This window comes from Pseudomonas sp. SWRI51 (assembly GCF_014268825.1).
In the GTDB taxonomy this organism is placed as follows: domain Bacteria; phylum Pseudomonadota; class Gammaproteobacteria; order Pseudomonadales; family Pseudomonadaceae; genus Aquipseudomonas; species Aquipseudomonas farsensis.
Genome location: NZ_JABWRG010000063.1, coordinates 21,217 through 29,381, shown reverse-complemented (window position 1 = coordinate 29,381; position 8,165 = coordinate 21,217). Strand labels below are relative to the sequence as shown.

Here is an 8,165-nt window from a genome sequence, read left to right as displayed (position 1 = left end):
GGGCTGCGCAGCAGCCCCTGGGTTTTCAGGGCTGCTGCGCAGCCCAACGCGGGACAAGCCCGCTCGCCACGAGGAGATATGTCTGGCCAGAACAGGCTTGTACAAACCATAGACTCTTCCATGCCCTTCACGCCCCATTCCTGAAGGCAAAGAAAAAGCCCCGCCAGTTCGCACTGGCGGGGCTTTTTCATTCAGCGGGTGGAATCAACCGTGATGAGGCTTGTGCTCGTCTTCGGCAGTTTCCAGTGCTGGGGCTGCTTCAGCGGCGGCCTGAGCTGCAGCGGCGGCTGCAGCTTCGGCTTCACGCTTGCGGCGGCGTACTTCACGCGGGTCGTTCGGGGCGCGGCCGTTCGACGGCTGGGCGGCTGGTTGCTCCGCGACCGGGACAGGCTCGGCAACCACTTCCGCTGGCTGCTCGACAACCGGCGCTTCTACCGCTTCGGGCGTGGCGTCGACCAACTGTGGCTCGGCCACTGGCGCAGGCTGTTCGACAGCAGGGGCCTCGACAACTTCGGCGTGGACAACAGGTGCCTGTTCGATTTCACCCGCTTCAACAGCAGGCGCTTCGATGGCAGGTTGCACTTCGGCGGCAGGTTGCTCGGCCACTGCGGCTTGCACCGGCGCGACTTCAACAACGGGCTCCACGCTCGGCTCGACCGCGGCCGGGGCGTTGAACGGCTGCTCTACCACAGGCTCGATAGCCACTGGCTGAGCCTGCTCGGCTGCTTCGGTAACCTCGGCAACTACCTGGCTTTCGGCCGGGGCCTCTGCCGCTGCGGCGTTGGCGCGTTCAGCCTGCTGGTTGGCCTGGGCCTCGGCTTCGCTGCTGATGTTGCTGGTAGCGACAGCTGCGGTCACGGTAACGCCTGCCGCCAGTTCAGCACCCAGCTCGGTGGCCTGGTGTTGTTGTGGCTGCTGCTCGTCATTGCCTTCTTCATCGCCATCGATCAGCTCGCCATTGGCATTGCGCTGACGTTCACGACGGTTGCTGCGACGGCGCTGACCACGGGAGCGGCGGCGAGGGCGCTCGCCATCTGCGCCTTCCTGCTCATCCTGCAGCAGTTCTTCGTTCGGCAGTTGCTCTTCGGCCTGCTCGGCAGCGTGTTCGGCTACCTGCTCGTCCGGGCGCGGCTGACGCTCTTCGCGTGGTGGGCGTGGGGCACGTTCTTCACGCGGTGCACGCTCTTCGCGTGGGGCGCGTTCCTCGCGAGGTGCACGCTCTTCACGTGGCGCACGTTCTTCACGAGGTGCGCGTTCTTCGCGTGGAGCGCGTTCTTCACGCGGGGCGCGCTCTTCACGTTCTACCGGGGTAGCGTCGAGAGGCTCGCGCAGTTCACGTACGCGCTCTTCGCGGTTGCCGCGGCGGTCTTCGCGTGGCTGACGCGGTGCACGTTCTTCACGCGGTGCGCGTTCTTCACGTGGAGCACGTTCTTCGCGAGGTGCGCGTTCTTCGCGTGGAGCACGTTCTTCACGTGGAGCGCGTTCTTCGCGTGGGGCACGCTCGCTGCGCTCTTCACGTGGTTTGCGCTCTTCATCGCGACGGCCACCGCGGTTGCGGCTCTGCTGGCGGCCGTTACGGCGTTCCTCGTTGCGCGGGGTGCGCTCGGCGGCAGGCTTCTCGGTGCTCACGGCAGGCGCGGCAACAGGTTCGTCCTTGCCGGCGAACAGGCTGACCAGCGACTTCACCAGGCCTTTGAACAGGCTTGGCTCCGGTACGCTCGGCGCTGCCGCTACCGGGGCAGCAGGCTGCTGCTCTTCGGCGGATGCCGGTACCGGTGCGTTGGCGCGGGCCGGTGCGGTTTTCACAGCGGCTTCCTGGCGAACCAGGGTGCGGGTGGCGGTTGGCTGTGGCGCTTCTTCGGTCTCGCTGGTGGCGATCTCGTAGCTGGACAGGTTGTTCAGCACTTCCGGGTTGTCGTCACGCAGGCGCTGGACTTCGAAGTGCGGAGTTTCGAGGTGATCGTTCGGCAGGATGATGATCCGCGCACGGGTACGCAGTTCGATCTTGGTGATCGAGTTGCGCTTCTCGTTGAGCAGGAAGGCCGCTACCGGGATCGGCACCTGGGCACGTACCTCGGCGGTACGGTCTTTCAGGGCTTCTTCTTCGATCAGGCGCAGGATGGCCAGCGACAGCGACTCGACGTCGCGGATGATGCCGGTACCCGAGCAGCGGGGGCAGACGATGCCGCTGCTTTCGCCCAGCGATGGGCGCAGGCGCTGACGGGACATTTCCAGCAGGCCGAAGCGCGAGATGCGACCCACCTGAACGCGGGCACGGTCAGCCTCGAGGCACTCGCGCACGCGCTCTTCGACGGCGCGCTGGTTTTTCGCAGGCGTCATGTCGATGAAGTCGATGACGATCAGGCCGCCGATATCACGCAGACGCAGCTGGCGAGCGATCTCTTCGGCCGCTTCCAGGTTGGTCTGCAGGGCGGTTTCCTCGATGTCGCTGCCTTTGGTGGCGCGCGCCGAGTTGATGTCGATGGAAACCAGTGCTTCGGTAGGGTCGATCACGATCGAGCCGCCCGATGGCAGGTCGACGACGCGCTGGAAGGCGGTCTCGATCTGGCTTTCGATCTGGAAACGGTTGAACAGCGGTACGCTGTCTTCGTACAGCTTGACCTTGCTGGCGTACTGCGGCATCACCTGGCGGATGAAGGTCAGGGCTTCTTCCTGTGCGTCGATGCTGTCGATCAGCACTTCGCCGATGTCCTGGCGCAGGTAATCGCGGATGGCGCGGATGATGACGTTGCTTTCCTGGTAGATCAGGAACGGCGCGGTGCGGTCCAGCGAGGCTTCCTTGATGGCGGTCCACAGCTGCAGCAGGTAGTCGAGGTCCCACTGCATTTCTTCGCTGCTGCGGCCAAGGCCTGCGGTGCGCACGATCAGGCCCATGTCGCCTGGAACGGTCAGGCCGTTCAGGGCTTCACGCAGCTCGTTGCGCTCTTCGCCTTCGATGCGGCGGGAGATGCCACCGGCGCGCGGGTTGTTTGGCATCAGAACCAGGTAACGGCCTGCCAGGCTGATGAAGGTGGTCAGGGCGGCGCCTTTGTTGCCGCGCTCTTCCTTCTCGACCTGGACAATGACTTCCTGGCCTTCGGTCAGCACTTCTTTAATGTTGACGCGGCCTTCGGGGGCCTTCTTGAAGTACTCGCGGGAGATTTCCTTCAGCGGCAGGAAGCCGTGACGGTCGGAGCCGAAGTCGACGAAGGCGGCTTCAAGGCTGGGCTCGATACGGGTGATCTTGCCTTTGTAGATGTTGGCCTTCTTCTGCTCGCGGGCGCCGGATTCGATATCCAGGTCGTAGAGGCGCTGGCCATCAACCAGTGCTACACGCAACTCTTCGGGTTGAGTTGCGTTAATCAGCATTCTTTTCATGTTGTACCGTCGGTTTCCGGGCTGCCGGAAACGGCGTTTGGCACACACGACTTGCCATGATAGGTGCCAAGGTGCGCAAAGGGTGGCGGGCCACCCCCGTGTCGAGCAACGTTCGGCACCAGCCGGTTGCCCAGCCTGCCGTTGTCGCGACGACGCGTCCTGTGTGCTGCGGTGCAAACCGGGCCTGGGGCATGTGTGGCAACCGCCAGGCTTGGTGCACTCAGTCAGGAGGAGGAATCAACCGTCGGCCGTGGATGCTCTGTGAGCGTCTGTTCAGGACATTGTCCGCTTGCCAGCCAAACAGTGGGCTGGTTGCCGGACGCTGTGCCACACGTTCCGAAGGCTGTGCATCTCCACCCTGCACGTATCCCTGATAATTCGGTGCTGCCGCGCGCTGAATCCGCAACGGGTTGCATTTTTCGCCAGCCCCGTCACGAGCTGGCGCCATAACATATTCAAGGCAGGTATTTCCGGAACACTGGCCCGAATGCGCGCAAACGTCGATGGCGGGCAGAGGTGCAGCGAAAAGAAGCGGGTAAGCAGGCTAAAACACCGGACTTGTCGTTTTTTTTCGGTCTTCTCTACACAGCGCTGGTGGCGATTTCAGGCATTCACTAAACTGGCTAGCACCCCGTAGGACGGCCTCGCGTCCTTGGGAATTGCGAAGGTCAGGGCCGGCGTAGAGCCTGTTGCCGCTGGCCTGCCGCTTTTGGCGGCGTTCGCGACTATAGCAGTAATGATTAAGTGCTTCAATTCCATAAAAAATTGTTATCATCGCGGCCATGACGACCAATACCCCCCCGACTTCCGGCGTAAAGCTGATCGAAGTCGCGCCTGAGCTTGCCGGCCAGCGCATCGACAATTTCCTTATCACGGCGCTCAAGGGCGTACCTAAAACCCTGGTTTACCGCATCCTGCGCAAGGGTGAAGTGCGGGTGAACAAGGGGCGGGTAAAGCCCGAGTACAAGCTTCAGGCCGGCGACGTGGTGCGCGTGCCGCCCGTGCGGCTGCCGGAGCGCGACGAGCCGGCACCAGTCGCCCAGGGCCTGTTGCAGCGTCTGGAGGCGGCGATTGTCTACGAAGACAAAGCCCTTATCGTGATGAACAAGCCGGCTGGCATCGCTGTGCATGGCGGCAGTGGCCTGAGCTTCGGTGTCATCGAGGCGCTGCGCCAGTTGCGCCCGGATGCCAAGGAGCTGGAGCTGGTGCACCGCCTTGACCGCGATACTTCCGGCCTGCTGATGATCGCCAAGAAACGCAGCATGCTGCGCCATCTGCATGCCGCGCTGCGCGGTGATGGTGTCGACAAACGTTATATGGCGCTGGTGCGTGGGCATTGGCCGACTGCCAAGAAGCAGGTCAATGCGCCGTTGCAAAAGAGCAACCTGCGCTCCGGCGAGCGCATGGTCGAAGTCAATGACGAGGGCAAGGAGGCGCTGACCCTGTTCCGCGTCCTGCGCCGCTTCGGCGAGTTTGCCACCTTGGTCGAGGCGCGCCCGATCACCGGTCGTACCCATCAGATCCGCGTGCACACCTTGCATGCCGGGCACATGATCGCCGGTGACAATAAATACGGCGACGAAGATTTCTCCCGCGAGATTCGCGAGCTGGGCGGCAAGCGCCTGTTCCTGCATGCCTACCAGTTGACCGTGCCGCTGCCTGATGGTGGTGAGCTCAAGCTTGAGGCGCCGGTAGACGAAATGTGGGCCAAGGCCGTCGAGCGGCTGGCGTCCTGAGTGATGAGTAAAAAATACGACCTGCTGATTTTCGACTGGGACGGCACCCTGGCTGACTCCATTGGCCGCATCGTCGAAGCCATGAATATGGCTGCCGAGCTCGCGGGTGAGGCCCCCAGCAGTGACCAGGCGATCAAGGGCATCATCGGCCTGGCGCTGGTGGAGGCGATCGCGACGCTGTATCCGCATTTGTCTCCCGCCCGGCTCGAGGTGTTCCGCCAGCATTACGCGGACGTGTACACGGCACTGGATCAGCAGCCATCGCCGCTGTTCGAAGGTGTTGTGGAATCGCTCGAAGCGTTTCGCCAGGAGGGCTATCGCATGGCGGTGGCAACCGGCAAGGCGCGCCGCGGGCTGGACCGTGTGCTCAAGGCCAATGGCTTGCAGGCGTTTTTCGACATTACCCGCGCTGCCGACGAAACCCGCGGCAAGCCTCACCCACTGATGCTTGAGGAAATTCTCGCGCATTGCCAGGTAGAACCGGGGCGGGCATTGATGGTCGGAGATTCTGCATTCGATCTGTTAATGGCCAGCAATGCTGGCATGCACTCGGTGGCGGTCGGCTATGGTGCCATGTCGCTGCAGGCGTTGGCCGAGTTCGGCCCGCAGCTGTGCATCGAGCATTTTTCTCAATTGCGCCAGTGGCTGGGCCCTGCGCAGTTTACATTCCAGGGTAGGTGAGCATGGCTGACGAGTGGAAAGCACCCGAGTCCGAAGTTGTGGATAACGAAGACCGCAAAAGCTGGAAGCTGCTGGAGAAGACGCTGCTTGCCGGTGTTCAGGAGCAGCGCCGGGCGCGGCGCTGGGGGATTTTCTTCAAGCTGCTGACCTTTATCTACCTGTTCGGCATGATTGCGTTGTTTACGCCCTTGCTGGATGTAGACAAGGCCGCATCGCGCAGCACCAACCATACGGCGCTGGTCGAATTGCGCGGGGTGATCGCCGATCAGGAGCCGGCAGGCGCCGACAATCTGGTCAAGAGCTTGCGTGAGGCGTTCAAGGACCCGAAAACCAAGGCCGTGGTGCTGCGCATCAACAGCCCTGGCGGCAGCCCGGTGCAGTCCGGCTATGTCTATGATGAAATCCGCCGCCTGCGTGGCGAATACCCGGCTATCAAACTGTATGCGGTGATCGCCGACCTGGGTGCCTCGGGTGCTTACTACATCGCCAGTGCCGCCGATGAAATCTATGCCGACAAGGCCAGCCTGGTCGGTTCCATTGGCGTCACCGCGGCCGGTTACGGCTTTGTCGGCGCCATGGAAAAGCTCGGCGTGGAGCGGCGTACCTACACCGCAGGCGAGCACAAGGCGTTCCTCGACCCGTTCTCGCCGCAAAAGCCTGAAGAGACGGCGTTCTGGCAGGGTGTACTGGACACTACCCACAAGCAGTTCATCGCGATGGTCAAGCAGGGGCGGGGAGAGCGCCTGAAGGACAAAGAGCACCCTGAGCTGTTCAGTGGCCTGATCTGGTCGGGCGAGCAGGCCAAGGAGCTCGGTTTGATCGATGGCCTTGGCAGTGCCAGCTATGTGGCTCGCGAGATCGTCGGTGAGAAGGATCTGGTTGACTTCACTGTGCAGGAGTCGCCGTTCGATCGCTTCTCCAAGCGCATTGGTGCAAGCGTAGCCGAGCGCCTGGCCCTGTACATGGGTCTGCAGGCGCCCGCGCTGCGCTGATCTGGTGGTTGCGCTGCGCCATGCGGGGTTTGGCCTCCCGTCGCGCTCAGGGTATCTGCACGCCTTCTTTGTGTAGCATGTCGACCAGCCTGATCAGGGGTAGCCCGATCAGGCTGGTTGCGTCCGGGCCATGTGTGCTCTGGAACAGGCTCACGCCAAGCCCCTCTGCCTTGAAGCTTCCGGCGCAATCAAGCGGCTGCTCGGCGGCTACATAGCGCTCGACGCGCTCGCGGTCCAGTTCGCGCATGGTCACCGTGAATGGCACGCAGTCGACCTGGCAAGCCCCGGTAGCACTGTTCAATAGCGCAATACCGGTCAGAAAGGAGACCTGCTGCCCGCTGGCTTCAAGCAGTTGCTCGCAGGCACGCTCGAAGGTATGCGGCTTGCCGAGTATCTGTTCGCCCAGTACCGCCACCTGGTCGGAGCCAATGATCAGGTGGCTGGGGTGGCTGCCTGCCAGTGCTTCGGCCTTTTGTCTGGCCAGGCGCCTGACCAGTTCGGCGGCGGGCTCCTCGCCCAGGCGGCGCTCGTCAAGGTCTGGGCTGGCCCAGGTGAAGGGCAGGCGCAGGCGGGTGAGCAGTTCACGCCGGTAAGGGGAGCTGGAGGCCAGTAATAAAGGAAGCATGGTTGACTCCTGGTCGGATGCGGCAATTCTGTGGCCTGTCGCAACGCTGTTTTTGCTACGACGAGGCCAGGTGCAAGGCCGATTGTACTGCAGTAAACGGGTGTTCCCGGCCCTGTTTCAGAGCCTTGCGAGTGGGTGCAGATATCCTCTGGTCAGCCCCTTGTGTACCAAGTGCTGAATTTCCTTTGACAGGGCGGGGGTCCATCCCTAGAATGCTGCGCCTATGTTGAATGACCCGATTCCACCTCACGTTGACCCGCGCAAATTGGCCGATCGCGGCGTAACCCTAAACGGTTCGCTGTCACTCGCCGATTTGGAAAGACTCTGCGACCCGCTTTCCGACAATGTCGGTATGGTGCAGGCGAAGTTCGATTTTGAGCGAGACGAACAGCACACTGTGGTTATCCACAGCGAGCTCGACGTCGAGGTCAAAATGGTTTGCCAGCGTTGTCTTGAGCTGGTCACCCTTCCAATCCACAGCGAGTGTTCGTACGCGGTGGTAAAGGAGGGTGCGAATACCCAGTCGTTGCCGAAAGGCTATGACGTGCTGGAACTGGGCGAAGATCCTTTGGATCTGCAGGCGCTGATCGAGGAAGAGCTGCTGCTCGCCCTGCCGATCGTACCTGCTCATCATCCGGAAGAATGCCAGCAGCCGGCGGGAGCAAATGAGCCCGAACCGAGCAAGGACGAGGTATCACGGTCCAACCCGTTCAGTGTATTGGCGCAGTTAAAGCGTGACCCAAACGTTTAGGA

At 62.3% G+C, this 8,165-nt stretch carries 7 protein-coding genes; 4 read left to right on the top strand and 3 right to left on the bottom strand.

From position 1 onward, the window contains the following. Together HU720_RS24400 and rne are read right to left on the bottom strand one after the other, a co-directional pair. Nucleotides 1–191 (bottom strand): hypothetical protein (locus tag HU720_RS24400; protein ID WP_238337716.1); only part of this gene is annotated, 191 nt, incomplete at its 3' end. Between the two features lie 13 nt (nucleotides 192–204). Next, nucleotides 205–3,378 (bottom strand): ribonuclease E, encoded by a 3,174-nt coding sequence (gene rne, locus HU720_RS17140; protein ID WP_186521126.1) that lies wholly within the window; start codon nucleotides 3,376–3,378, stop codon nucleotides 205–207. A gap of 782 nt (nucleotides 3,379–4,160) precedes the next feature. Here rne and rluC point away from each other — a divergent pair. The 3 genes from rluC to HU720_RS17125 are packed head-to-tail and all read left to right on the top strand — an operon-like array spanning nucleotide 4,161 to nucleotide 6,787. Beyond that, nucleotides 4,161–5,114 (top strand): 23S rRNA pseudouridine(955/2504/2580) synthase RluC, encoded by a 954-nt coding sequence (gene rluC, locus HU720_RS17135; RefSeq protein ID WP_186521125.1) that lies wholly within the window; start codon nucleotides 4,161–4,163, stop codon nucleotides 5,112–5,114. 3 nt (nucleotides 5,115–5,117) lie between these two features. Beyond that, nucleotides 5,118–5,795, top strand: a complete 678-nt coding sequence (locus tag HU720_RS17130; protein WP_186521124.1) for an HAD family hydrolase — start codon at nucleotides 5,118–5,120, stop codon at nucleotides 5,793–5,795. 2 nt (nucleotides 5,796–5,797) lie between these two features. Further along, nucleotides 5,798–6,787: a S49 family peptidase gene (locus HU720_RS17125; protein WP_186521123.1), complete on the top strand. Its 990-nt coding sequence runs from the start codon at nucleotides 5,798–5,800 to the stop codon at nucleotides 6,785–6,787. Nucleotides 6,788–6,833: 46 nt separating this feature from the next. Here the strand turns inward: HU720_RS17125 and HU720_RS17120 are convergent, their stop codons facing one another. Beyond that, nucleotides 6,834–7,412: a nucleoside triphosphate pyrophosphatase gene (locus tag HU720_RS17120; RefSeq protein ID WP_186521122.1), complete on the bottom strand. Its 579-nt coding sequence runs from the start codon at nucleotides 7,410–7,412 to the stop codon at nucleotides 6,834–6,836. Nucleotides 7,413–7,635: 223 nt separating this feature from the next. Between HU720_RS17120 and HU720_RS17115 the strand changes: the two genes are divergently transcribed. Then, complete coding sequence (locus HU720_RS17115) at nucleotides 7,636–8,163, top strand: YceD family protein (RefSeq protein WP_186521121.1); 528 nt, start codon at nucleotides 7,636–7,638, stop codon at nucleotides 8,161–8,163. The last annotated feature ends 2 nt before the right edge of the window (nucleotides 8,164–8,165 follow it).